The organism is Pantoea sp. alder81 (assembly GCF_020179835.1).
Classification (GTDB): Bacteria; Pseudomonadota; Gammaproteobacteria; order Enterobacterales; family Enterobacteriaceae; genus Pantoea.
In genome coordinates, this window is record NZ_JAIUDA010000007.1 from 208,184 (window position 1) to 232,717 (window position 24,534).

Genomic DNA, 24,534 nt, shown 5'->3' on the forward strand with positions numbered 1-24,534 from the left:
TTCCCGATTACAATGTTTTAACTTCCTATGTCCTTTTCTCAGTTCGGCGACAAATTTACTCAACATTCCGGCATCTCACGTCTGATGGAAGACATGGGTGAAGGCCTGCGCACGCCTGGCACCATTATGCTCGGCGGCGGTAATCCGGCGCAGATCCCGGCCATCAATGACTATTTCAATCAGCTGCTGCTGCAGATGCATCAGGACGGCAAACTGAGCGAAGCGCTGTGCAACTACGATGGTCCGCGTGGCAAAACGCTGCTGCTGGATGCGCTGGCGAAAATGCTGCGTGAAGAGCTGGGCTGGCCGATTACCGCGCAAAATATTGCGCTGACCAACGGCAGCCAGAGCGCGTTTTTCTATTTGTTCAACCTGTTTGCTGGCCGTCGTGCCGACGGCAGTAAAAAGCGCGTGTTGTTCCCGCTGGCGCCGGAATATCTCGGTTATGCCGATGCCGGACTGGAAGAAGATCTGTTTGTTTCCGCCAGGCCGAATATTGAGCTGCTGCCAGAGGGCCAGTTCAAATATCACGTCGATTTTGACCATCTGCCGCTGAATGAGGACGTGGGCCTGATTTGCGTGTCGCGCCCGACCAACCCAACCGGAAACGTGATCACCGATGACGAGCTGATGCAGCTGGATGCGCTGGCACAGCAGCACGGCGTGCCATTACTGATCGACAACGCCTACGGTGTGCCCTTCCCCGGCATTATCTTCAGCGAAGCCCGCCCATTGTGGAACCCAAATACCATTCTGTGCATGAGTCTGTCGAAACTCGGCCTGCCGGGTGCACGTTGCGGCATTATCGTCGCCGATGAGAGCACAATTAGCGCGATTGGTAACATGAACGGGATTATCAGTTTAGCGCCAGGCAGCATCGGCCCGGCGATTGCCACAGAGATGATTGTGCGCGGCGATTTGCTGCGTCTGTCGGAAGAGGTGATTAAGCCTTTCTATCAGGCCAAAGTGAGCGAGACGATTGCCATTCTGCGCCGTTATCTGCCGGAAGATCGCTGCCTGATCCACAAACCCGAAGGGGCAATTTTCCTCTGGCTGTGGTTCCGCGATCTGCCGATCAGCACCGAAGCGTTGTATCAGCGCCTGAAAGCGCGCGGCGTGCTGATGGTGCCGGGCCACTTCTTCTTCCCAGGTCTGGAACAGGAATGGCCGCATACGCATCAGTGCATGCGCATGAACTATGTGCCGGATGCGGAAAAGATTGAACGCGCGGTACAGATTCTGGCGGAAGAGTTGGAGAAGATTGGCTAAACCGATCTTTTAATACGCCTCTCGAATAAGATCGAGAGGCGTTGATGCATTATTTATTATTGTACCAGTCGTAAAATCGGAACAGATTTGAATAAAAACTGTAAATCCCCATCAACATAAATATCCAGGTTATCATCCCCAGAAAACCCGGCGTATTTATTGGGCTAAAAGGTAAAGACTCTCCAGAAAGCAGAACAAAAGTAATGCACCACAATATATCTATAACGAGTTTGCGCTTAGGATAATCCCACCCCAAAACTTTCATCACTAATCCTTGTCATCTATACGTTGGCCTGAAATATAAACCATGTGAAACAAGAATAAATTAGTGATTCCATTAACTGGTAGAGAATAATAAACACAGCAGCCGATGTTTATTTAAATTTGTGAACTACTTCCAAATAATCTCTATTTATCCGCCACCAGCGATAATTGGCACCACTCTGCCAGCTGTTTGATCGCCTCCTCCACTTCGGCATTCCAGCCAAAACCGGCGTTCAGTCGGAAACAGTGATCGTAGCGATGATCGGTGGCGAAGATGTGGCCGGGCGCGATGCCGATGCCCGCGTTGCGTGCTTTAAGAAAAAGCGCACGCACGTTCAACGCCTGCATCGGCATTTCCACCCACAACACGTAACCACCTTCCGGATCTGACACGCGCGTGCCCGCAGGGAAATAACGCAGCACCGCCTGGCGCATATGGTGGATCTGATTCTTCAACTCACGGCGCAGTTTGCGCAGGTGCGCATCGTAGCCGCCGCTGCGCAGCAGTTCGGCAATTGCTGCCTGTGACAGCACCGAGGTGCCCATGCTGGTGGTGTATTTCAGTGAGGCGATTTTGCGCATGTAGTTGCTGCTGTGTACCCAGCCAATGCGGATACCGGGTGCCACCGTTTTTGAGAAGCCGCTGCACAAAATGGCATTCGGGCTAAAGGCGCGCATCGGGAATGGGCGGCGATCGCCAAACGCCGTATCACCAAAGATGTCGTCCTCAATGATCACCACATCATTCTCATCGGCCTGGCGCGCAATATAAGCCTTCTGTTCGTTGGGAATGCTTTTCCCGAGCGGATTATTGATGTTGTTGATGGTGAGATACGCCTGCACCGCTTTGCGCTGAAATAGCGCGGTGAGTTTGCTGACGTTAACGTAACCTTCCGGCCCGGCTTCCACTTCAATCACGCGCAGATTGAGATTGTGCAGCATCTGTAACAGTACGAAATAGCACGGCGACTCTACGGCCACAATATCGCCAGGGCGCGTGGTGGCGCGCAGCGCAAGTGAAATGGCCTCGATGCAGCCGTTAGTGATCAGGATGTCATCAGCGTTGATATTGCAGCCATAATCCACCGCGCGGCGCGCAATTTCGGCTTTGAGCGGCGCATAGCCGGTGCCTTTCACCGTGTTACCGAGCAGCGCGGGTTTGCTGTACCCCATCTGCCGCATCAGCAATCCAATTTTCTTGACCGGATAGAGCGAGATGTCGCCATTGGCCAGGTCCAGCCGCACACGACAATCAGATCCCAGCATCGCCAGATGCAGCTCGGTTTGCTCATCCAGTGGTGCCACGTCGCGCGGCTGCTCGCTGTTAATGGCTGCAGGCAGCACTTTGGGAATCTGACGTGGTGCGACAAAAAAGCCGGACTTGGGACGCGCCACCGCATAGTGCTCATCCTCCAGCGTGCGTAATGTTTTCAGCGCGGTGGTCATGCTGACACTGTACTGCGTTGCCAGTGTACGCACCGACGGCAAACGGCTATCGGGCGGCAGCGATCCGCTGTGAATCGCCTGCTTTATCTGCTCTGCAATCTGACGGTAACGACTACTCTGACTCTCCTGTTCACCCGTTCCATCCGTCATCTGTTCCACCCTATATCGTGCTGATCTGTGCGTATCCATCAGATTACATTCAAAGTACTTTAGGCTGCATCTGTTAATTCAGCCTCAGACATTCATTCCGTTGCAACTTCGTGGCCCCTTTTCCTGCCCGTTGCCGCCAGCACGGTAACGGCGATTTTATTAGCCAAAGGATGAAGTGAAAAATGAATAATCTGTCCACCATGATGAGAGAAATTGAAGGTTATCTGACGCCCGCGATTATCGATTCTGCTCAACGCTGTTCTCAACGCTTACTTGCCGCCCTGCCCGATAGCGAAAACCCCGCTAACAATCGCGTGCTGCTCGCCTATGGCGGCGGGAAAGACAGCAGCTATATGGTGGCGTATGTGCGCTACATTCAGGGGCTGATTTGGCAGCAGCAGGGCAGCACCTTTCAGCTACGCATCAGCACCAACCGTCATGCGGCGATGAACGACAGCGTGATGGAGAATATTGATCGCGTGTACCGCGCGTTGCAGATCCACGATGATGATTTTACCGAATGCCTGGTGACCGATGGCCTGCAAATTCGCCACTTTGCGCGCCATCTGCCGATGCCCGACAGCGTGCGTCAGCAGAATCGCAACGATGTGCTGATGAATGGCCATCGCTTCCGTGCCGATGCGCGATCCACTTTCTGTAACGCCTGCAATCTCAGCATGGTGAACTCGTTTGGCCTTGCCGCGCACTACGAAGGCGGCGTGGATGTGATCATCACCGGTGATTCCCCTCAGGAGCAAACCGCTTACCTGGCCTGGGCGCGCCATCTTTCACGCCTGTTTGATGCGCCGATCGCCGACAAATCACGCGGCTTTAGCGGCTTTCTGCAAACCCTTGATGGCGTGGCAGAACGCTATTTCGCTGATATTTATGGTGCCGATCAAGTCACTCAAGCGCACCGCATCACCTGGCAGCTTGAGCGCGACCCGCTGTTCTTCAACATTTATCAGGACACCGCCTATGAAGCCGGTGCGCACTGGTCGCTACTCACCGAGTTCATGCACTTCCGCTTCGATGAGCTGATGTTCAGCTTCTCTGAATCGGACTGCGGTAACCCGACGTTAATGGCACATATTCGCGGTCTGCGAGCGGAGACGCTGATGCAGCGTAGCTACGCCGAAGGCATTCGCGAGTATGTGCGCTTTGCGCTCGGCCTGATGGAGAAGAAAGATTTCCCACCGCAGCTGATTGCGGAAATGGCGGCGCGTTATCAGGACGATGCGGCGATTGAACGTGCTCGCCAGCGCGCAGCGCAGTTTGCCGAACAGGCGTTTGGCCTCAACGAAACCCAGCTGGTGTGCATGATCTACTCGCCGTTTATTGCTGAAGGCCACCAGCTCAATGTCTGGCTGCGGCAGCTCAATCAGGCGCCCGATGAACAGGCGGTTCGGGCGCTGCTGCGCGGCGATAGCGATGACCTGCTGCTGGCACAGCAGCTGGAGCAACTCTCCGGCCTGACGATTGCGCAGATGCGGCAATGCTGGCGCAGCGCTCAGGTCAATTCACTGCTGGACGGCACGCGCGGCGATGCGCTCTCACGCGTGCTGCGTTTCGATCCGCACAAAGCAGTGATTCAGGTCAACAACGGTGCCTTGCAAGACATCGTCACTGAAGTGATCTCCGGGCGATAACCCGGTAAGGCAACGCGATGAGAAAGATTTTCCTGCAGATTGGCGCCACGCGTGACGGACAAAACCCGTACTGCGCGGTGGCAAAACGCGAAGGCTATTTTACCGTGCTGGCGGAGATGGGCGACTTTGTCGACTATCAAAGCTTGAGCATTCAGCTGCCGTTCGATCTGATTGTGCGTCTCGATCGCCCGGAAAATCCGTGGGATGTGTTACAAGCCTGCCTGCGCGCGGGGCTGTTGGAACATCCTCAGGTGGTGCTGGCGGGCTTTGAAGCCTACAACGCCAGCGCCGGTCGCGTGCGCGAACTGCTGGCGGGGCCGGATGCCGGCCCGAGCTTTATTCCGCCGGATAAGTACGCACAGCGCATGGCCCTGCGTAAAGCCTGGCCACGCTTCCCACAGCCGGAGTTTCGCTTCTTCGCCTCACCGCTGAGTATTCGTGACGCACGAGATGCCTTGCTGTATCCCTGCGTGATCAAACCGGTGGATGGCGGTGGCGGATTGGGCATCTGGCTGGTGGAAGAAGCCAGCCAGCTGGATGCGGTCATCGCTAAGCTGGTCGAGACCATGAACTACGGCGGACGCGGCTTCAGCGGCTTTATCGTTGAAAGCTGGTTGCCGGGCGACGAATATTCACTGCAAGGCGTAGTGGATAACGGTCACGCGGTGGCGCTCACCTGCTGTCAGAAGGTGATCGAACACCACATTGATGAAGAAGGCTGTATCAGCTTTTACGAATCCGGCCATGTGGCGATGGCCGCGCAACAGCTGCCTGCTGCCTTTGCCAGCTTGATGAGCTTTTGCTGCGAGACTTTTGGCTATCGCCAGGGCGCCTTCCATATCGATTTCATTATGGTGAACGGCGAACCCCACTTCCTTGAAATGGGCTTCCGCTTATCGGGCATGGGCGTGGTGAACCTGGTCGAGGAAGTCACCAGCATTAACTGGGCGGACGTAGCGTTTCAGATTGAAGCCGGGCGGGGTTTGCCTGCACTGCGCTTTCCGGATCAACCCCTGGCCATTGGCCGTCTGCGTCTGCGTCAGCGTCTGCAATATGACGCGGCGGAACGCTGGATTGCCCAACATCAGCGCGGCCAGCTATTGCCACCGCTTAATCTGCCCGCGCTGGCCGTTTCGCCACGATCCTCGCTCTACGCCGATCTCACCCGCCATGCCGGTATTCTCGCTACCTTCCGTCTTGCCGCAGACAGCCGTGACGATGTGCTGGCGGTGTTCCAGCAGATTCTCGACGTTCCGTCTTTAGCCACCCGGAGAGATCTTCTATGTGCAGAATGATTCTGGCATATGGCCAGTTTGATGCGGCAGCGGTACTGGACGCCGCACGCGCCATGAGCTGCGGCGAAACCGCGACGCATGACGGCCCGATCAAACAGCACCCGAATGGCTGGGGCTGTTTGTGGCTGGATCAGGGAAAGATTCGCACCCTGCATGGCACCGGCACCTTTGCTGATGCGCTGCCCGGCATTGATGTTGATGCACTGCGTCATAGCCGTTTTCTGGCGGTACATGTGCGCCACGCCACGCTGAGCAAAAATCATGGCATTGAGTTTTCTCATCCGCTGTGGCGCACCAGCGGCGCGACGCAGTGGTACATGATGCACAACGGCTTTTTACCTACGGTTTATGCCCAACTGGGCATGGCGGAATCGCGCTTTGACTCCGCCGAATACCTGGAATACATCGTTGATCAGGCGACGCCTGCCGATTTTACCCGTGACTACCTGCGCAGCAAGATGGCGCGGGTGGCACCCGGCGGCAGCGCGGCCAATGCCATTTTCGTCACGCGCGATAAGGCCTGGGCGTGGCAGTGGCATCCCGATGACACCCCTTATCCTGACTATTTTACGCTGCACCATTATCAAAACAGCCACACCACTTTTATCTCTTCTGAACCTATTACTGCATTGGGCACGGCGTCTGACTGGCGTCGCATGAGCAACCATGAACTTTATGAATTTCCATTGGGGGAGTGATCAACATGGCCATTTTCAATCAGATACGCGTTATCCATCCAAAGATGTTTGTTGAAAGCACCTGGCTGGATGACATCGTGACAGCGCGCGTACCGTTGCTGGTACTGCGCAACTTCCTCACGCCACAAGTCCGCGAAGCGGTGGTGGACGATCTGCAACAGTGTCGCGAACAAGTGCGTGTATCGCGTTATCCGAATGGTGCGCTGACCACGCTGGGCCCCTATCTGGCTAAACACACCGCCGCACCAGAAAACTACTTCACCGAGCTGCGCGACATTCAGCCTGCGCTGCCGCCGTCACTGCACTGTCTGCGTGACCAGGTTTACAACTGGGTGAAGCACTCATTACGTCTGGAGAGTCTGCAAACCGCCAGCGAGCCTGCGCTGGGTGATTACGCCGGTTCGATAGTCCGCTTCCATGCCAATGGCGTGGCCAACCCACTGCATAACGACAACATCATGCGCGATGCAGCGGGCAGTGGTTTGGCCGTCACCAACATTCTGCATCAGCTGAGCTGTGTGGTCTGTCTGCAGGAGTGTAATGCGGGTGGCGAGCTGCGCATTTTCAATAAGAAGTGGCATCCGGTGGATGAACGCTTCAAAACGCCGGGTGAACTCGGCTATCAGACCGGTGTGATTGAGCAAAGCGAGGCGTGTGAGTTCTCTCCTCGCAGCGGCGATATCTATCTGTTTAATCCTGCTTTTTATCACGAGATTGATCGCGTGGAAGGCGACACGCGCATCACCATGGGCTTTTTCTTTGGCCTGACCGACAAAAAAATGAAGCACGCCATAGCCTGGAGTTAACGCCGGGCCTTCGACGAGGAGATGGACATGAATACCTACGAAAAAATCACCGCCCTGCTGGATCAACACCACGCAGACTATCGCGTGGTGGAGCATGAGGCCATCGGTCAGACCGATGTGATCAGTGGCATTCGCGGCAACGATCTTAATCAGGCGGCCAAAGCGATGGTGCTGGAAGTGACCATGCCGGACGGTGCCGACGCGCGTTACCTGCTGGCGATTGTGCCGGGCGACTGCAAGATCAACTTCAAAAGCGCCGCGCGCGCCATTGGTGGCAAGAAGTCGAGCTTTGCCGCGCCAGAGAAAGCACAGGAGCTGACGCAGTGTGTGATGGGCGCGGTGCCGCCCTTTAGTTTTGATGACCGACTGGCGCTGCGCGTCGATACGCGCCTGCGTGATGTCGGCACATTATGGTTTAACGCCGGTGCGCTGGAGCGTTCCGTGGCGCTGAATGTGGATGATTTCTTTGGTGTTGTCGGCGATGACTGTTGTGCAGATATTGCCACTCCGATGACGGCGACTGCCTGAAACGGCTGCAGTAAGGAACGAGTATGTCAGTAAAAGATATGATGTTAGCCCTGTGCGTGGTGGTGGCGTGGGGCGTGAATTTCGTGGTGATCAAACTGGGCCTGCACGATATGCCGCCGTTTCTGCTGGCGGGATTGCGTTTTGCGTTAGTGGCGTTCCCGGCGATCTTCTTTGTGAAGCGGCCGCAGATCCCCCTGCGCTGGCTGATCGTGTACGGCATGACCATCAGCTTTGGCCAGTTCGCCTTTCTGTTTCTGGCGATTAAACTCGGCATGCCTGCGGGGCTGGCCTCACTGGTGTTGCAGGCACAGGCATTCTTTACGCTGCTGTTGGGTGCACTGTTACTGGCGGAGAAATTGCGCTGGAACCACATCGCCGGGATTTTAGTGGCGACACTGGGCATGTTTATGCTGGCAACCGCCGGCATGGAGGGGCAAACCACGGCAGGGATTACGCTGACCACCATGATGCTGACGCTGGCGGCCGCGCTGTCCTGGGGACTGGGCAATATCACCAACAAAATCATTTTGCGTAATCGTAAGGTGCCGGTGATGTCGCTGGTGGTGTGGAGTGCGCTGGTGCCGGTGGTGCCCTTTTTTGCCTGCTCGTGGTGGTTTGATGGCGAAGCGGCAATCGTCACCAGCCTGCTGAATATCTCGTTGCAGACCATACTTGCACTGATTTATCTCGCGTTTGTTGCCACCATTGTCGGCTACGCCATTTGGGGCAATCTTCTCGGTCGTTATGAGACCTGGCGTGTGGCGCCTCTTTCACTGCTGGTGCCGGTGGTGGGTATTCTCAGTGCCGCGCTGGTGTTGGGAGAAACCTTGTCATCACAGGAGATCCTCGGTGCGTCAGTGATTATTCTTGGCCTGCTGGTGAACGTGTTTGGTGGGATGGTGAGCCAGCGATTATGGGTGCGCACTTGATCTGCAGAAACAAAAACGCCGCATTTCTGCGGCGTTTTCTTCTCTACACAACATCCTTAATTCAGGATTTCAATCCGGCGCGGTTTCGCCTCTTCTGGAACGATACGTTCCAGATCGATGCTCAGCAGGCCCAGTTCGAGACGCGCATCGCGCACCACGATATGATCCGCCAGCTGGAATTTGCGCTCAAAATTACGCTCGGCGATACCCTGATACAGGTATTTGCGCTCCGGTTGCTCTTCCGGATGCGCGCCGCGAATAACCAGCACGTTGTCGTGTGAGGTGATATCTAACTCGCTCTGGGCAAAGCCCGCCACGGCAATGGTGATGCGATAGTGGTTTTCATCCACCAGCTCGACATTGTAAGGAGGATAGCCACCATTGGCCTGGTTCTGATTGGACTCAAGCAAGCTAAACAGACGGTCGAAACCAATAGCAGAACGATAAAGCGGAGTGAGATCAAAGTTACGCATAAAAAGACTCCTGAAAATCAGCAAGTTTTGGCAACCTTCCACCATGGACAGGTTGTGTGGCCCGCTGCTGTCCCTGTCGGCAACAGCAACGCTACCCAGAGGTAAAAGTGGGTGCGCTTTGATCGCTTTCAAGGGCAGTACGTATTTTTTTGCAGCAATTTTGACGAAATAGCATACACTCAGGAATTCTTCGCCTGCATAGCACGACATCGCCACAGAGCTTTGCTGCTGCAGGAGACACACTCCAGCCAGAGGTGATGGCTGTAGGGATGATGAAATGAAAATGATGAAAAGCTTTCCGCTCACCGGCCTGCTGGTCTGTGGCGTCTTGACTACTTCGGGTTGCTCCAGCGTCATGACTCACACCGGCGCCAGCCAGGGTTATTATCCCGGCACACGCGCCAGCGCGGATATGATTGCCGACGATAATACCAGTTGGGCGATCAAGCCACTGGCGGCCATCGATCTGCCGTTTTCTGCGGTGTTAGATACGATTCTGTTGCCGTGGGATTACTTTCGTTCTGACAATAATTCGGCGCATGACCGTGTGCTGCAGAGTGAAAAAATGGCTGGCACCGATGCCAGCCTGGCGACTGCCGCTGCTATGCCTTCGACGTCGCACTGACGCAGAACAGCTGACGCCAGCCCTCAATTTCCCGCATATATGCGATCTGTTTGCCGTCCGGTGACCACACTACCGCATCACCGGAAGGCGGCTGGCCGCTGCGTTTGGTTAAGCGTGTGCAGTGCCTGGTCGCTACCTCACAGCGCATCACGCTGTTATCGCAAATAAACGCGATTGCCTCGCCTGACGGCTGCCAGCTGAATGCAGACTGAATGCTGCTACTGAGCTGCGTGATTTGACGCGCTTCACCACCGTTGGGCGAGACACTCCACAGCTGTACGACATCATCATCGTCCTTCATCAGGAAGGCGATGGCACTGCCGTCCGGCGATGCGCGCAACCAGTGACGTGGCTGCAAAGCTAGTCCTTTGCTGTGGGTGATGCGGCGCTGCTGCACACCGGCAGGCGGCGCAGGCAGTTTATCCACCGTGCCCTGCAAGGGAGTTGCGCCAGGTTTGGCGTAATCGCTTAGCGCCTCGGGCAAATCCACCACAAACACTTCCGGTACTTTATCGCCGTTGGCAGTACGCGTATCGCCGATAAACGCCAGCGCCCAACGTTGCCAGCTGCCATCGGGTTTTCGATACCCACGCTCGCCAACCCAGCCCTCTTCATAAGCGCGGTCAATCTGATCGCTGCCCGGCTGCGGATCGCGCGTGGTCTGACTCACCAGCACGCAGTAATGGCTGCCATCATATTCCCGTGGATGCTGTTTCGGCGGACACACCGGGTGCAGCGGCACGGCCACGCCGACATTGCGCAGATCCTCACACGCATCTTTTTCATGCATCACATGGTCGTTATAGGTAAAGCTGAGGCGCGATCCGTCTGGGCTGAACACATGGACATGCGAGCCGCCGCGCAATGCACCGGGCGTATAAGGTGCAGTGATGTCGCAGGCGTCGAGGTTTTCCGCATTGCCCTGTTGCACGATGACGCCACGACGATGATGAAAATCGTAATGCCAGTGCGCATCCGGATGCTCCGGGCCATGGATACACACATAGCGCGGCGGCATGTCCGGGCTCACCGTCACCACGCCGACATGTGCACCCTCGCGAGCCTGATATAACACCTCGACTGCACCGCTCGCCACGTTGACGCGTTCGATGGTCAAGCTGGTAAATGACGCGCCGGAGGGACGCACATCAAACGCCAGCCACTGGCTGTCTGCGGTCCAGACGTTGATATTGGTGAGCTGATGCTGACGCTCTGCAAAGGTGAGTTGTTTTTCTGACATGGGGCAACCTTACATCCAACAGTTGCCGAACAAACTACGCGATTATGGAGGGAGGTGCAGCATGCGTGGCGCAATAAATTGCGAACGGTTGGCGCAATTCAATATGAATCGATGACGTAACGCATAGATGGCAGATTGCGCGATAAATCGTGAACAGATCGCGCAATAAATGGCGCCGCTACGCATCGTAGAGCGTTGTAGCGGCGCGATTTATCGCGCGTTATCGATCAACCAACCCGCTTCACATCCCCGACCAGCAGGATATAGGAGAGCGCGCCGACCAACGCCACTGCGGAGATATACACCAGCGCGGGGGCGAAGCCGTAATCCTGCGCCAGATAGCCCACCACCAGCGGTACTGTGATGCCGCCTAATCCCCCAATAAAGTTGAACATCCCACCGGTTAAACCGATCAGGCGAACCGGAGCCAGCGACGACACCAGCGACCAGGTAATCGAGGCGAAGCCGTTGCCGAAGAACGCGATGGCCATCAGCGTCATAATCCACACCGGATCGTTGGTGTAGTTAGCGCCCATAATGCAGGTGGAGATCAGCAATCCGCAGATAATCGGAGTTTTACGGGCAAACCCCAGTGAGCGACCGCTGCGCACCAGACGGTCCGCTACAATGCCGGAAAGGATCACCCCGACAAAGGCGGCGAGGAACGGCACGGTGGTCATAAAGCCCGCCGTCAACGCAGAGATGTGTTTTTCCTGCGTCAGATAGTTAGGGAACCAGGTCAGGAAGAACCACAGCGTAGATGTCACCGCGAACTGACCGAGATACACGCCGCACAGCTTGCGATGGAACACCAGTTTCCAGTCGGCAGCGGTGAGTTTGGTGCGCGTTTTTTTCGCGGCGGGTGCATCACCCTCCACCATCGCGCCACCTTCACGGATGTAGTCCAGCTCAGCCTGGTTAATGCCTTTGCTCTGATTCGGCGCCTGATAGAACTTGATCCACACCAGCGACCAGACAATACCGATAGCGCCGGTGATGATGAATACCCAGTGCCAGCTCAACAACTCCTGAATCCAGATCAGCAGCGGCGTCAGGAATGCGAGCCCCACAAACTGACCGGAAGTGTAAAACCCAACCGCAGAGGCGCGTTCACTTTCCGGGAACCAGCTGGTCACCAGACGATTGTTGGTTGGGAACGCGGGCGCTTCAAATATGCCGGTGATGGCACGCAGACCAATCAGCGAGAGTAATCCTGTGGCAAAGCCCTGGAATAAGGTGGCGACCGACCAGCCGAAGATGGCAATAAAATAGGTCAGGCGGGAACCAACGCGGTCAAGGAACCAACCGCCCGGGATCTGGCACAGCGTATATAACCAGGCAAAAGCGGAGAAGACATATCCCATTTCCGCTTTGCTGATACCAAACTCTTCCTGAATATGGGCAGATGCCACCGCTAAATTGGCGCGATCGACGTAGCAAATCACCACCGTAATAAAGATCATCAGCAGCGTGATATAACGACGCCGTGTTGGTTTGGCCTGAACAGCAGAGAGATCCATGGTGTTTCTCCGTAAAAGTCGTGTAGGGATAACGTTTTCGAATATAAAAACCGCGCAGGCGGTAAAGTTTGCGTGCCGGAAAAAGGCTGAGCGAGGCCCTATGCCTTATTTCACCGGCATACCTTTATCTAAAAGATTTTATAAATTCTTATACCTTCAATAATTCGTAGTGCAGGACAACAGCGTCAGATGACGCTTTTGAACAGCGCTTGCGCTGACCCAAAGGGTGAGGTCACAGGCCGAACCACCCGGCAAGGGTATGAATCCCTCAGGCGCTTACTCAAATAAGTGACTGGGGTGACTGAGCGCAGCCCACGCATCTGCAATTTGAAGTATGACGGGTATTACCATTCAGCGACCGATCCGTCTGGGAAACGCCATAATGGATTGCGCCAGTCCGGTGCATTTTTACTTCTTTCAATCACCAGCTCTTCGTTAATTTCCACGCCGAGTCCCGGTTTATTCAGCGGATAGAAGTGACCATCATCCATTTTGAAATCATCTTTATTGATGACGTAATCCAGCAGTTCAGCGCCCTGATTATAGTGAATCCCCATGCTCTGCTCCTGGAACACGGCATTGCGAGAGACGAAATCGACGTGGAGACAGGCAGCCAAAGCAATCGGGCCGAGCGGACAGTGCGGTGCCAGCGCCACATCGTAAGACTCTGCCATAGCGGCAATTTTGTAGCACTCGGTGATACCACCCGCATGCGAAAGATCCGGTTGCAGTATCGCCAGGCCACCCGCTTCCAGCACGCGTTTGAACTCAAAACGTGAGAACATGCGTTCGCCTGCCGCGATAGGGATATGGGTTTGAGCTGCCAGACGCGGATAGTATTCCGCCTGCTCCGCCAGCACTGGCTCTTCAATGAACAGCGGGCGATACGGCTCCAGCTCTTTAATCAGCACTTTCGCCATTGGCGCACTGACGCGGCCGTGGAAATCGAGGCCGAACTCAATCTCTTTGCCAAACGCTTCGCGAATCTGTGCCACGGTGTTCACTGCCGCATCCACTTTGCGTGCATTATCAATGATGCCCATCTCTTCGCAGCCATTCAGCTTGAAGGTGTCGAAGCCAATCTTGCGCAGTTTCTTGATGCCGTCGACGACTTCTTCCGGACGATCGCCGCCCACCCAGCTGTAAGCCTTGATGCTGTCACGCACCAGACCGCCAAGCAGTTGATACACCGGCACGCCCAGCGCTTTGCCTTTGATATCCCACAGTGCCTGATCGATACCCGCGATGGCGCTCATCAGAATCGGACCACCGCGATAGAATCCACCGCGATACATCACCTGCCACAGGTCGTTGATGCGTGCCGGGTCCTGACCAATCAGGTATTCCGACAGCTCATGCACGGCCGCTTCGACGCTGCGCGCACGCCCTTCTATCACCGGTTCGCCCCAGCCGACAATACCTTCGTCGGTTTCGATTTTCAGGAACATCCAGCGCGGCGGCAGGCGATAAGTGGTCAGTTTGGTAATTTTCATCGTACAGCGTCCTTATAAGCAGCAATAAATGCGCGAGCTTTCTCCACAGTGCGCGACAGCGGCTGGCCGGCGCGATAGAGATCGCTGCCCAAGCCCGCGCCAATGCAGCCTGCGGCCATAAATTCATGCAGGTTTTCCGGCGTCACGCCGCCCACCGCAAATACCGGCACGTCGGGTGGCAACACAGCTTTCAATGCTTTGATGTAGCCGGGGCCAAATGCCGAGGATGGGAAGATTTTCAGCGCCTGAGCGCCTGCCTGCAGGGCGGTGAACGCTTCGGTGGCGGTGGCACAACCGGCCGCAACCGTCATGCCTTTAGCCACAGCCTGGCGAATCACTGCTGCATCGGTGTTCGGCGTCACCACCAGCTTGCTGTTCAGCGTGGCCAGTTCATCGACCTGCGCCGGATTCAGCACGGTACCCGCTCCAATTAGCGCTTTATCGCCGAAAGTCTGCACCATTGCACCAATGCTTTTGGCCCATTCAGGAGAATTCAGCGGGATCTCAATGGCGTCAAAACCCGCTTCGATCAGTGCACCAACGTGCGCTTCCGCTTCGTCTGGCGTGATGCCACGCAGGATGGCGATCAACGGTAATTTAGTTTGCCAGGTCATCTGCAATACTCCTTATTCCATGCTGGAACGCGCGATCGCCTTCCAATGTGACTGAATCCACACCGATAAATTGCAGTGCCTGCTGATAACGCTGCGCCAGCGCGTTCCCGGCAATAATGATGATCGGTTGGCTGCGATTCGTGTGTTGCGTCATTAGCGCCACTTCATGACCAATCAACAGGCCAGATAAAAAATCGCTGATATGGCGGCGATCGCGTGCACCCAGGACGTGGGAAGCACGCACTTCGAACAGCCGGGAAAGGATCGATGCATCCTGACTGCCGACCGCTAAGCCTTCATGGAAAGCGGCGGAATGCTCTTCCTGCTCTGGCAAACCGGCACCAATCAATGACTGTTTCAGCAGCAGATGATGCAATTCGCCCGTCATCACCGTGCGGAAATCCTGCACACGCTGCTGCTCTACCTGCACCCACTTAGCATGCGTGCCGGGCATTACATACTGCGTTGCAGGTTGCAGTGCTAAGGCACCCAGCAACTGTGTCTCTTCACCGCGCATTACGTTGTAATTGTCAGCACGTTCGACGCTTAATCCCGGCACGATCCATGCTTTATCGTCGACGCGCGTTAGACGGCTGCTGAGTTGGTTTAGCGCCACCGGACAGGCCAGATAAGGCACCGAAAGCCAGCCTGCATTGCTGCCGACCATACCCGCCATCACCACCGGCACGTCATTTACCGGCCAGCCGTCGGTGATACTGGCAAATACCTCTGCGGGCGTACGTCCGCCAAGACGCGTGACGCCCGCTTCTGACCGGCGCTCATCAACGCAGTTGCCCTGCTGATAATGCCAGGCACGCAGATTGGTTGAACCCCAATCAATCGCGATATAGCTGGTCACATAATCTCCTTAAGTCGGGCGGTGGAACTGGCGATCATCGCTTTAGCCGCCTGCTCCGCTGCATCGCCATCCTGATGACGAATGGCATCAAATAGCGCTTTGTGTTCGGCTAAGGTGCGCGGCATGTTGCCGGAATCCGCCATATAGGTTTTCGCAAACACCGCTTTCTGTAACTGGCTGATTGCCACATTAAGCTGCTGCAATACCGGATTGTGCACCGAGGCCAGCACCGCTTCGTGGTAGCGGATATCTGCCTCGTTAAAGGCCTCACGATCCAGCTGATGAGCAACCATGTCGTTATAGGCTTGCTCAATCGTCGCCAAATCGTTTGAGGTCGCACGTTCCGCCGACCAGCGTGCAATCTGTGGTTCCACCAGCACGCGTACTTCACTCATGGCGGCAATCAACCTGGGGTCCTGATCGTGCGCCAGTGCCCACTGCAATACGTCGCTATCGAGGTAATTCCACTGATTGCGCGGGGTGACAAAGGCGCCACGATAGCGCTTCATCTCCATCAGCCGCTTTGCCATTAGCGAGCGAAACACTTCGCGGATGATGTTGCGCGAGGTGCTAAAACGCTCACACAACTCCGCTTCGGCTGGCAACGCGGCGCCCGGCACATACTTCCCTGCGACAATTTCTTCACCCAGCGTCAGAATGATGCGCTCGGTTTTACTTAATTGTTCTTGCGTCATGATGTTCCATTCAGTGAAAGACGGTAGCCCATCAGATTACTGCTTTCGACGCGTGAAAACTAACAGACACCTCACGTCATGACGCCGATTGTAGTACTAATGATATAAGTTGTACTACAATCTGGATCACATAATAGACAATCCAGATGCGCGGGAATGCGCACCAGACGAAATCGAACGGGTCATGGGTTGGGGCAGGATGTGTGACGTATCAGTGCGCATCCGGCAGAAACTGGGGGGCCGTTCGTTGGGTCATTATTTGCGTTGGATCAGCGCGCAACCGACGGAACTGGATTGATCGTTCGGTGGGCCATCATTTAGGGTGTATCAATGCACAGCTAACGGAAACTGGAACGCTCATGGGTAGTGTCGCCATTGATAACAACCAATCGGCATTTGCAGGATGAATTCAGAGAGGCGGACAGCAGCGCGCTGCCCGCAGAGAAGAGGATTACAGCACTAACTCTTCAATGGCATGCGCAACGCCATCTTCCATATTGGTTTTCGTCACAAACTGCGCGATGTGTTTAACCGAATCAATGGCATTGCCCATCGCCACACCGGTTCCGGCATACTCAATCATCGCCAAATCGTTTTCCTGATCGCCAATCGCCATCACTTCCGACTGCTGCAGACCCAATTTGTCCGCCAGCATTTTCACGCCGTAGCCTTTGTTGACCAATGGGTTGAGGATTTCGAGATAATACGGCGCGCTTTTCAGGATGGTGTAGCTTTCACGGGCACGCGCAGGCAGGCCAGCAATCGCCTTATCCAGCAGATGTGGCTTGTCGATCATCATCAGTTTCGGGAAGCGCGTGGCGGGGTCCATCTCCTCCACCGCACGGTAACGTACCGGAATACCGGTCAAACTGGCTTCATGGATGGTGTATTCGCTGATGTCTTTGTTAGGCGTATAGAGGAAGGATTTGTCGAACGCCTGGAAATGTACCCCGAGGTCACGCGCCAGCTGTTCAATGTAGAGATAGTCATCAAAGCTCAGCGTCTGTTCAGCCACGACATCACCGTTAACCGCGCTATGCACCAAAGCGCCGTTGTTGCTGATGCAATATTGGCCAGGCTGCTGCATATCGAGTTCCATCAGATAGCGCTCGATGCCGACCAGCGGACGGCCGGTTGCCAGCACAATGGAAACCCCTTTATCACGCGCACGACCAATCGCTGATTTCACTGCCGCCGTCACCTCGTGCTGCGGGTTGAGCAGCGTGCCGTCCATATCGATCGCAATCAATTTTATCGCCATAACATCCTCGGTTAAGTCAGAGTTTGTTTAATGCTAGCGCGATTCAGCTCACATTGACCAGTTAATCGACAACGGACGGCACTTCAGGTTATTTTGCGGTCAGCGGCTTGCGGACAAACAAACCATAGCTCAGCGCCCCCAGCATCAACAATCCCGCCCCCAGCAAGAATACGTTGGTAAATTTGCCGGTAGTATCCAGGATGATGCCCGTGACGATGGGTGCCATTGCTGCGCCGAGGAAGCCGCCAAAGTTCTGAATAGCACCCAGTGAAGCAACCTGAGATTTTGGTGCAATATCACTGGCCAGCGTCCAAAGTGCTCCTTGTGGCATCTGCGAACAGAAGTACCCCATGGCGAGGAGCGCGATTGCCAGCGGCGTACTATCCACGAAGGGGATCGGTGCCACGAAGCAGGCGGCCAGTGCTGCGCCAGTCACAATCGGAACTTTACGCGCGGTGATGGCCCGTACGCCACGACGTACCAATCGATCGGACAGCATACCGCCCACCAGCACGCCTAAAATGCCGGCGAAGAACGGAATCGAGGCGATCCAACCAGTGGCTTTGAGACTGAAACCCAGGGATTTTTCCAAATAGCCTGGTAGCCAGGTGAGATAGACCCAAATAGTGAACATGATGGAGAAGTTGCCGATCACCATAAACCACGTTGTGCTGTGACGGAACAGTGCACCCCAACTGGCCTGCGCCTTCTCTTCTGGTGCAGCCACACTGCGCTGCCCGGCATGCAGCAAGGCATCTTCACGCGCTTCGGGATCACGATAAAACTTCCACCACGCCAGCAGCAATGGAATACCCATCAGTCCAATGGCGACGAACATGCCACGCCAGCCCAGGGTCAGCAGCAGTACGGTCAAAATCGGTGGCGCGATAGCGTTGGCGATTTGCGAACCGGTATTGATGATCGCCGTGGGTAAACCGCGTTCGTTATCGCCAAACCAGCGATGGGTGATCTTGATACCCGAGGTGAAAAACGGCGATTCGGCGATCCCTAACATCATGCGTAAGCCATAGAAGAAGCTATAGCTGTTTACAAACGCCGCCAGCACAGTAAACGTGGACCATAAGCCGAGCGCCCATGAGAACATTTTCCTTGGACCAAACTTATCCACCAGCCAGCCTGCAGGCAGGTTTGCTAGCGCATAAGGCCAGAGAAATGCGGAGAGTAACAAGCCCATTTCGGTTTGCGAGAAGCCAAATTCAGCAGCAATAGTGGTGTTAGCGATGCTGAGATTCGCGCGGTCAAGATAGTTAACCACCGCCGCCAACAGCAGAAGGAGGACAATGCCCCAGCGCAGTTTGCCTATGGTTGTTGGCTGGGTAATGGTCGCATCAGATAAGGTATGCGAAGAGGGTTTCATGACGCCTCCTGCGGGGAAGAAAACAGGTCGAGATGGATTTTAATCACCGCTTTGCGAATCCGTTGTACTTCCGGCGCGGCACAGCACGGACGATGGACATCGTGTGGGAAAAACAGCGCGAACTGGCCCGGCGTTAGGGTGATCATCGATTCATTGATAGTGTCCTGATAAAACACCACATCTCGTTCGGTGCGCAAATCTTCGGTAATGACATGTTGCGGATGGGCGCGCGCCACGCCGATATTCTCACGTCCCTTCAGTAAATATTGGATATCAACATAGTTAAAGTGCGACTCCGCGCGACGATCGCTCGCTGGTTCGGTATCCATTTCCTGCACCAGACAGAACATCTGGTTGTTGGGCAGTAAATCGTATTTCCCTGCGTCCAGCTGGCTGAAATCGGTATCTGCAATCCAGCGAATAGCCTGGTCAATTATGGGATGAAAAGCATGGCGCTCACGCGTCCAGTCCAGTCGATCGCATACAATCATGATGTTTTCCCGTGTCGTTATCGTTAGAGGGTTCAGGTACAGCGGGAGGATAAACATCCTCCCTGAGAGGTTTTATTTGGTTACACGTGGCTGCCATAACGCGCTGCCATCACGGATTTGATCGAGCAGAACGCTCAATCCCCAGAATTTTTCCAGCACATTGTCTTTGTTCACCCGGCAGTGCTCACTGGCAAACGTGCCCAGTCGCTGGTGATAAATCTTGGCGTTTTTCGGATAGCCAAGCGTTTCCGTCACGGCGCTGAGCGACAGGAACAGCGACAGCTCATGAGCTTTTTCCGGCTGCTGTGCGCCGTGGTGATAAAGCCAGTGGTACAGACCCGGATGGAAGTTAGTGAACACACCGCTGAAACCTTTGGATCCCGCTTGCATCGCCGGCCAGGCAATTGCTGCATTGGCATTGATAATGGCCAGTGGCGTGCCCTGAGCCAGTTTGACGCGGCGCTCAACGGTGGGCAGATCGCAGCTCACATCTTTCAACACCACAAAACGGCCACTGTTGGCGCAGAAGCTGAACTCCTCATCACTCAACAGGCGACGATACGGCGCCGGGCACTCATAAAGCCCCAATGGCATGTCCGCGGGTAATGATTCCAACAGATGGTTGAGATGGGCATAGAATGTTTCACTGCCCTGATTTTGTGGGTCGAGGTGGTTGGTCACCAGTACCAAAGCATCAATCCCGGTACTGGCCATGGCTTGCAGCTCTTTAGTTTGCTCTGCCAGATCATCACTGATATGTCCTGAGGCGATGACGGGCACACGGCCTTCTACTTTCTGCACCACAAAGCGTGCCAGATCTACCCGCTCGTCGAGGCTGAGATATTGCATCTCGCTGGACTGACATACTGCAAACAGCGCATCCACGCCCTCTTTTAAGTACCAACCAATCAACTTTTCCAGTCCCGGATAATCAATCTGGTTATCCGGGGTAAACGGGGTCAGCATGACCGGTACAATGCCTTCAATCTTTTTCATCATCTCTCCTGTCAGCGAAGGACCGCTGTGATTAATTTTCTGATTAACGTTGTTGAAGTCGGGTTAGCACCTGCTGACGATCGGGCATGTTGCTTGCCCCTTCTCGCTCAACAGCCAGCGAAGCAAAAGCAGATGCCCAGGTCGCTGCTTGCAGCAAGCTTTGGCCCTGAGCGAGTGCCGCCGCCAGTGCGCCGTTGAAGGCATCACCCGCGCCTGTGGTATCCACACTGAGCGCAGGAAATGCCGGAATATGGTGAAATTGTTGGTTATCAAACAGCAGCGCACCGCACGATCCCATGGTGATGATCACTCTCCGCGCGCCCAACGCGACAATGGCCAGAGCAGCCGCGCGCGCGCTGGCGACATCATGGATTTCAATACCAGACAGACGCGAAGCTTCCGTTTCATTGGGCGTGAGCACATCAATCATCGGCAGACAGCTCACCACGTCAGGGGAAAATGGCGCTGGATTCATAATGACGCGGACGCCCATGGTGTGTGCGAGACGGATGGCGCTGCGGGTGGCTTCAAAGTTGTTTTCCAATTGCAGCAGCATCACGTTCGCATCGGTTAATTCATGCGTGAGTTCGGCAATCTCTTCGTCGGTTATGGTTTTATTGGCGCCCGAATAGATGGCAATCATGTTCTCGCCATTTTCTTGCGAGACATAAATGATGGCGCTGCCCGTTGGTTCGGCATCCGTCTGGTAAAGACGGAAGGAGTGAATGTCGGAGGAAGAGAGATGATCGAACGCGAATTGGCTGAATTGATCGGTGCCGACCTTGGCCACAAAATGGACGCGCGTGCCCGCACAGCTGGCTGCCATCGCCTGATTTGCGCCTTTACCGCCCGGCCCCAGCGTACTGCCTAACGCCATCAGTGATTCGCCACTTTGTGGAAATTGCGCCACTTTAGCCACGATATCGACGTTAAAAGCACCGAGAATGCAGACTTTACCCTGCTTACCGGATGATTTTACCTGGCCTTTACGGGACTGCAGGCGTTGCAGTAACACCTCAAAGTTGCCACTTTCACTAATGAGCTTCTCCTGCAAATTCCGGCGTAACGCAATCGCGCCACCATAGCAGCGCTGCACTAAGCCCTGCTGTGCCAATGCACTGAGATCGGTACGAATCGTTTCTCGTGTTACGCCGAGCTGGCTTGCCAGGCCATTAACCGTGACGCGCTCGTATTCATCAAGCCACAGCAAAATCTGGCTACGTCGTTCTTCCAAAAACATGCACTTTCCTCCGTTTCGCTCGCAAGCGTAAGGGAGACGGCTGTTAATGAAAGTGATGCGGATCTCAGCACTCGGGAAAAAACGGAAGTAAACAAAAGTGAATGCAGATGTTTTTCAAGGGAAAAGAAGATTGTCAGGCGGATAACAAAATAAGGGGAATAAAAACCCTTCCCGGTTGGGAAGGGTTGAGGTGACAAATCAGATATCGATGTTAGCGGCTTTCAGCGCATTCTCTTCGATGAAGGCACGGCGCGGTTCAACCGCATCGCCCATCAGCGTAGTGAACAGCTGGTCAGCAGCGATGGCGTCTTTAATGGTGACGCGCAGCATGCGGCGGCTGTCTGGATCCATGGTGGTTTCCCACAGCTGCTCTGGGTTCATCTCACCCAGACCTTTATAGCGCTGAACTGACAGACCACGGCGCGACTCTTTCACCAGCCACTCGATAGCTTGCTCGAAGCTGGTCACTGGCTGACGGCGCTCGCCACGTTCGATGAATGCATCTTCTTCGATCAGGCCGCGCAGCTGCTCGCCCAGAGCACAGATCTTGCGGTATTCCGGCCCATCGATGAACTCGCTGTCCATCGGATAGTCGGTGTCCACACCGTGCGTACGCACACGCAATACCGGTTCGAAAACGTTCAGTTCGCTGTTGGTGCGCACGTGCGCCATGTAGCTGCTGCCGTGCGCTTCGCGCTCGGTCAGGTACGCGACTAAGCCATCAATCCAGCTCTTAACGGTGGCCTCATCATTGAGGTCGCTCAGAGTCGGATGGTAAATCAGGCCACGCAGCATCGCCAGAGGGAAACGACGTTCCATACGCTTGATCATGCGCTGAGTGCTGTTGAAATCACCTACCAGATTTTCCAGCGGCTGGCCGCCAAGCGCTGGTGCACTGGCGTTGGTGTGCAGCGTAGCACCATCAAGCGCGATAGCGATCTGATACTGATCCATCGCTTCGTCATCTTTAATATACTGTTCTTGCTTGCCTTTCTTCACTTTGTACAGTGGCGGCTGAGCAATGTAGACATGGCCACGTTCCACGATTTCCGGCATCTGACGGTAGAAGAAGGTCAACAGCAGCGTACGGATATGCGAGCCATCGACGTCAGCATCGGTCATGATGATGATGCTGTGATAACGCAGTTTGTCCGGGTTGTATTCGTCACGACCGATACCACAGCCCAGTGCGGTGATCAGGGTGGCCACTTCCTGAGAAGCGAGCATCTTGTCGAAACGCGCTTTCTCTACGTTGAGGATTTTACCTTTCAACGGCAGGATCGCCTGGTTCTTACGGTTACGTCCCTGCTTGGCAGAGCCGCCCGCTGAGTCCCCTTCCACTAAGTAGATTTCAGACAGTGCAGGGTCACGTTCCTGGCAATCCGCCAGTTTGCCCGGTAGGCCGGCCAAATCCAGCGCGCCTTTACGACGGGTCATTTCACGGGCGCGACGAGCCGCTTCACGTGCACGAGCCGCATCGATAATTTTACCGACTACGATTTTCGCGTCTGACGGGTTTTCCAGCAGGTATTCGCTCAGCAGTTCGTTCATCTGCTGCTCAACCGCGGACTTCACCTCTGAAGAAACCAGCTTGTCTTTGGTCTGTGAGGAGAACTTTGGATCCGGCACTTTCACCGAGACAACCGCAATCAGGCCTTCACGCGCATCATCACCGGTGGCGCTGACTTTGGCTTTTTTGCTGTAGCCTTCTTTATCCATGTAGGCATTCAGCGTACGCGTCATTGCCGCACGGAAACCGGCCAGGTGCGTACCGCCGTCGCGCTGTGGAATGTTGTTGGTGAAGCAGTAGATGTTTTCCTGGAAACCATCGTTCCACTGCAGCGCCACTTCCACGCCAATACCGTCTTTCTCGGTAGAGAAATAGAACACGGTTGGATGAATCGGGGTTTTGTTCTTGTTGAGGTACTCAACGAATGCCTTGATGCCGCCTTCATAGTGGAAGTGGTCGGCTTTGCCGTCACGTTTGTCTTCCAGACGGATCGAAACACCTGAGTTCAGGAACGACAGCTCGCGCAGGCGTTTCGCCAGGATTTCGTACTCAAACTCAATCACGTTAGTGAAGGTTTCGTAGCTCGGCCAGAAGCGAACGCGTGTACCGGTTGCTTCGGTATCACCCGATACCGCCAGCGGAGCCTGCGGCACGCCGTGCTGATAAACCTGCTGATGCACCTTGCCTTCACGACGAATGGTCAGCTCCAGCTTCTGCGACAGGGCGTTAACCACTGACACACCCACGCCGTGCAGACCACCGGACACTTTATAAGAGTTATCGTCGAACTTACCGCCGGCGTGCAGCACGGTCATGATCACTTCCGCCGCAGATACACCCTCTTCCGGGTGAATGCCGGTCGGAATACCACGGCCATCATCCTGAACAGACACAGAATTGTCCGCATGGATGGTGACGACGATGTCACTACAGTGACCCGCGAGCGCTTCGTCGATTGCGTTATCCACGACCTCGAATACCATGTGATGCAGACCGGTGCCGTCATCGGTATCACCGATATACATACCCGGGCGTTTGCGTACCGCATCAAGCCCTTTAAGGACTTTGATACTTGAGGAGTCATAAGAATTCGACATCAACGTTT

At 55.0% G+C, this 24,534-nt stretch carries 22 protein-coding genes and 1 other annotated feature; of the genes, 8 read left to right on the forward strand and 14 right to left on the reverse strand.

Annotated features, from left to right (window positions below; all coding sequences use genetic code 11):
• Positions 1-27: 27 nt before the first annotated feature.
• The gene (locus tag LBW88_RS19040; RefSeq protein ID WP_224933668.1) at positions 28-1,269 is read left to right on the forward strand and encodes a valine--pyruvate transaminase; all 1,242 of its coding nucleotides are present in this window, start codon (positions 28-30) and stop codon (positions 1,267-1,269) included.
• A gap of 408 nt (positions 1,270-1,677) precedes the next feature.
• Here the strand turns inward: LBW88_RS19040 and LBW88_RS19045 are convergent, their stop codons facing one another.
• Positions 1,678-3,129, reverse strand: a complete 1,452-nt coding sequence (locus LBW88_RS19045; protein WP_224933667.1) for a PLP-dependent aminotransferase family protein — start codon at positions 3,127-3,129, stop codon at positions 1,678-1,680.
• A gap of 182 nt (positions 3,130-3,311) precedes the next feature.
• Between LBW88_RS19045 and LBW88_RS19050 the strand changes: the two genes are divergently transcribed.
• Genes LBW88_RS19050 through LBW88_RS19075 form a run of 6 tightly spaced genes read left to right on the forward strand, consistent with a single transcriptional unit; the run spans position 3,312 to position 9,034 of the window.
• On the forward strand, positions 3,312-4,778 hold the full coding sequence (locus LBW88_RS19050) for a hypothetical protein (RefSeq protein WP_224933666.1): 1,467 nt from the start codon (positions 3,312-3,314) through the stop codon (positions 4,776-4,778).
• A 17-nt stretch (positions 4,779-4,795) separates the two neighbouring features.
• Positions 4,796-6,073, forward strand: a complete 1,278-nt coding sequence (locus tag LBW88_RS19055; RefSeq protein WP_224933665.1) for an ATP-grasp domain-containing protein — start codon at positions 4,796-4,798, stop codon at positions 6,071-6,073.
• The gene (locus LBW88_RS19060) at positions 6,061-6,771 is read left to right on the forward strand and encodes a class II glutamine amidotransferase (RefSeq protein ID WP_224933664.1); all 711 of its coding nucleotides are present in this window, start codon (positions 6,061-6,063) and stop codon (positions 6,769-6,771) included. Before LBW88_RS19055 ends, LBW88_RS19060 begins: the two co-directional genes overlap by 13 nt.
• A gap of 5 nt (positions 6,772-6,776) precedes the next feature.
• Positions 6,777-7,577 carry a 2OG-Fe(II) oxygenase gene (locus LBW88_RS19065; protein ID WP_224933663.1) on the forward strand — a complete coding sequence of 267 codons (801 nt, stop codon included), beginning with the start codon at positions 6,777-6,779 and terminating at the stop codon, positions 7,575-7,577.
• Between the two features lie 27 nt (positions 7,578-7,604).
• The gene (locus tag LBW88_RS19070) at positions 7,605-8,105 is read left to right on the forward strand and encodes a YbaK/EbsC family protein (RefSeq protein ID WP_224933662.1); all 501 of its coding nucleotides are present in this window, start codon (positions 7,605-7,607) and stop codon (positions 8,103-8,105) included.
• A gap of 23 nt (positions 8,106-8,128) precedes the next feature.
• On the forward strand, positions 8,129-9,034 hold the full coding sequence (locus LBW88_RS19075) for an EamA family transporter (RefSeq protein WP_224933661.1): 906 nt from the start codon (positions 8,129-8,131) through the stop codon (positions 9,032-9,034).
• A 56-nt stretch (positions 9,035-9,090) separates the two neighbouring features.
• On the opposite strand, the gene ibpA is transcribed toward LBW88_RS19075, so the two are convergent.
• Positions 9,091-9,507 (reverse strand): small heat shock chaperone IbpA, encoded by a 417-nt coding sequence (gene ibpA / locus LBW88_RS19080; RefSeq protein ID WP_100701655.1) that lies wholly within the window; start codon positions 9,505-9,507, stop codon positions 9,091-9,093.
• Positions 9,501-9,572: a sequence feature (ROSE (Repression Of Heat Shock gene Expression) occurs in the 5'-region of heat shock genes and acts as an RNA thermometer to modulate expression.), on the reverse strand. Its footprint overlaps the gene before it by 7 nt.
• 212 nt (positions 9,573-9,784) lie before the next feature.
• Here ibpA and LBW88_RS19085 point away from each other — a divergent pair.
• A complete protein-coding gene (locus LBW88_RS19085) occupies positions 9,785-10,132 on the forward strand; it encodes a YceK/YidQ family lipoprotein (protein WP_167141026.1) in 348 nt (115 codons plus the stop codon).
• Here LBW88_RS19085 and LBW88_RS19090 read toward each other — a convergent pair.
• From LBW88_RS19090 to gyrB, 12 genes are all read right to left on the reverse strand, one after another.
• Positions 10,110-11,372: a DUF3748 domain-containing protein gene (locus LBW88_RS19090; RefSeq protein ID WP_224933660.1), complete on the reverse strand. Its 1,263-nt coding sequence runs from the start codon at positions 11,370-11,372 to the stop codon at positions 10,110-10,112. The two genes, LBW88_RS19085 and LBW88_RS19090, sit on opposite strands and share 23 nt — an antisense overlap.
• A gap of 227 nt (positions 11,373-11,599) precedes the next feature.
• Entirely contained in the window at positions 11,600-12,892 is a 1,293-nt protein-coding gene (locus tag LBW88_RS19095; protein WP_200573994.1) for an MFS transporter, read from the reverse strand.
• Between the two features lie 344 nt (positions 12,893-13,236).
• A complete protein-coding gene (dgoD, locus tag LBW88_RS19100; RefSeq protein WP_084932873.1) occupies positions 13,237-14,385 on the reverse strand; it encodes a galactonate dehydratase in 1,149 nt (382 codons plus the stop codon).
• Positions 14,382-14,999: a 2-dehydro-3-deoxy-6-phosphogalactonate aldolase gene (locus LBW88_RS19105; protein WP_224933659.1), complete on the reverse strand. Its 618-nt coding sequence runs from the start codon at positions 14,997-14,999 to the stop codon at positions 14,382-14,384. Before LBW88_RS19105 ends, dgoD begins: the two co-directional genes overlap by 4 nt.
• Positions 14,983-15,858, reverse strand: coding sequence for a 2-dehydro-3-deoxygalactonokinase (locus LBW88_RS19110; RefSeq protein ID WP_224933658.1), 876 nt, complete (start codon positions 15,856-15,858; stop codon positions 14,983-14,985). Before LBW88_RS19110 ends, LBW88_RS19105 begins: the two co-directional genes overlap by 17 nt.
• Positions 15,855-16,553 carry a FadR/GntR family transcriptional regulator gene (locus tag LBW88_RS19115; RefSeq protein ID WP_224933657.1) on the reverse strand — a complete coding sequence of 233 codons (699 nt, stop codon included), beginning with the start codon at positions 16,551-16,553 and terminating at the stop codon, positions 15,855-15,857. The genes LBW88_RS19110 and LBW88_RS19115 overlap by 4 nt, the downstream gene beginning before the upstream one ends.
• A gap of 451 nt (positions 16,554-17,004) precedes the next feature.
• The gene (gene yidA, locus LBW88_RS19120) at positions 17,005-17,814 is read right to left on the reverse strand and encodes a sugar-phosphatase (protein WP_224933656.1); all 810 of its coding nucleotides are present in this window, start codon (positions 17,812-17,814) and stop codon (positions 17,005-17,007) included.
• Between the two features lie 88 nt (positions 17,815-17,902).
• Entirely contained in the window at positions 17,903-19,192 is a 1,290-nt protein-coding gene (locus LBW88_RS19125) for an MFS transporter (protein ID WP_224933655.1), read from the reverse strand.
• Positions 19,189-19,683 (reverse strand): YhcH/YjgK/YiaL family protein, encoded by a 495-nt coding sequence (locus LBW88_RS19130; RefSeq protein WP_224933654.1) that lies wholly within the window; start codon positions 19,681-19,683, stop codon positions 19,189-19,191. Before LBW88_RS19130 ends, LBW88_RS19125 begins: the two co-directional genes overlap by 4 nt.
• A 72-nt stretch (positions 19,684-19,755) precedes the next feature.
• Entirely contained in the window at positions 19,756-20,679 is a 924-nt protein-coding gene (locus LBW88_RS19135) for a dihydrodipicolinate synthase family protein (protein WP_224933653.1), read from the reverse strand.
• A 43-nt stretch (positions 20,680-20,722) separates the two neighbouring features.
• Positions 20,723-21,919, reverse strand: a complete 1,197-nt coding sequence (locus tag LBW88_RS19140) for a PfkB family carbohydrate kinase (protein WP_224933652.1) — start codon at positions 21,917-21,919, stop codon at positions 20,723-20,725.
• 198 nt (positions 21,920-22,117) lie between these two features.
• Positions 22,118-24,526, reverse strand: a complete 2,409-nt coding sequence (gene gyrB / locus LBW88_RS19145; RefSeq protein WP_224933651.1) for a DNA topoisomerase (ATP-hydrolyzing) subunit B — start codon at positions 24,524-24,526, stop codon at positions 22,118-22,120.
• Positions 24,527-24,534: the final 8 nt, after the last annotated feature.